Source organism: Streptomyces sp. NPDC031274 (genome assembly GCF_055570235.1).
In genome coordinates this window covers 1-1,650 of record NZ_JBVIHP010000174.1, presented here as the reverse complement: position 1 = coordinate 1,650, position 1,650 = coordinate 1, and the positions used below count along the sequence as shown (strand labels likewise).

General features: G+C 62.2%; 1 protein-coding gene and 1 pseudogene. Both read right to left on the bottom strand.

All coding sequences use genetic code 11. From position 1 onward, the window contains the following. Positions 1-410 (bottom strand): annotated as a pseudogene (locus ACZ5CR_RS44690) (hypothetical protein); the annotation flags it as partial. A 282-nt stretch (positions 411-692) separates the two neighbouring features. Then, positions 693-1,650, bottom strand: a 958-nt coding sequence (locus ACZ5CR_RS44685) for a PIN domain-containing protein (protein ID WP_468869275.1), incomplete at its 5' end; no start/stop codon positions are given.

Sequence of the window (1,650 nt, the reverse complement as noted above, 5' to 3'; positions counted from 1 at the left end):
CGACGGCTGTGCGCGCCGGACCTGTCGGTCTCGTCCCAGTCGGCAGCGGCCAGTTCGGCTCTGGTGATCCAGGTGCTGCTATGGGACCACTCGGGTCCGAGCCATGCGATGAAGGCAGCACGCACCCCGTCGGAGAGGTCCTCGGGCAGTCCGCGATCTTCGGCCAGCGGCTGGAACCCGAAGGAGTTGCGCACCCCGAAGAGGCAGGCGGGCGCGTCGTAGGAATTGCCGGTGTTGAGGACGAACAGGTCGATGGCGGCCGTCCAGACGACGTCCTCGTCATCCTCGCCAGAGCCGGGCGCGAGGCCACATGACAGCAGACAGGGACTGGGGTTGTCGCTCCTGAGCTTCAGAGCATGCCGTCTATCGTGGGTGTCGCCTTGGCGGTACTGGGCCAAGGATGACGTCAAGGTCCATGTGTTCCTTAAGAGGTCGTTTTCACCTAGGAAGTGTGTTTCAGCCCAACATGCACCTGTGGCAGGGGATGACTTGACAGGCAACAGGTATAGATGCGCCTCATGAGCCGTCTGGGAGGCCCGACTTGCCGGTCTCATCCCACGAAGGCTGTCTCATCCCAAGGCATGAGCCGATGCTCTCTTCGCGTAGGGGAGGCGTACCCGAAATCGACACGCCTGGGACCTGGGCAAGTAGAGGGATACGCGAGGCGACGCAAACCGTGTGAAAACGACCTCTTAGTCGGTGAACGGCGGATGGCCCTCGCGCCGGCTGGTGAGGTGGCGCCGAATAGCTTCTTCTCTAGGTCTCAGGGCCTGCGTTTGCGAGGCGTCGAGTAGTCGCGAAGTCGCTACGACTTGGGACGGTGTCCACTGTCGGTCTTGCTCCGCTCCGTGACGCCATTCATCGAGCACGGTGTCAGGAACGGCTCGAAGGTCATCCAGATCAGGAAGGAATACGCACATTGCACGAAGCGCCGTAGCCTGTTGGCATCCCGTGAGTGATGCAGCCACACGGGCCGTCAACACGGTTGCCCCGGCGACGGTCGTCGCGTCGCTGTACAGCCCACACAGCAGGTATCGCACTGTTGCCGTGCACCAGACAACGGATCCGAGTTGGTGTGCGGAGGCGTTCGTGAAGTCCAGGAAATACGCAGTCGGCGGCATAAGCGAGGACTGGCATCCAACTACGTGACGCGCACTCCCGTCTTCCAGGTCTTGCACCGGCAGGCCCCACGGTAGGAAGTCGTCCAGCAACTTCGAGTTGCCGTCTACGAGGTGGAGCGGCGAGGACAGGACCCGATGAAACTCCTCGTCTGAGACGTCGGCGGGGCGGGTGAAGTCGGCGAACACGTCGTCTAGGTTCGTTTTGTGGACGAAGCGGGAGCCCAGGCCGCTAACGTCATCGTCCAAGACGTCATCTCGTCCAGTCGCAGCGCCGAAGTCCTTGGTGTTGCTGCTGACGAAGTACACCTGTTCTGAGGGTGTCTTGTTGGCGGATTCGACGGCAGCGAGCCAGATAGCCGCGTCACGGCTCCCAACCTTTTGCCCCTTGTGCTCCTTGCATGGCGCGATGAGGTTGGCCTCTCGGAACATGGCTTCGTGTAGCACTGCTTTACTGGTCGGCAGGACCACGAACCGCTGTCGGTAGTCCTCCCTCATCGTCTGCCGGAATGCGGGCAGGTCCATCGGCGGC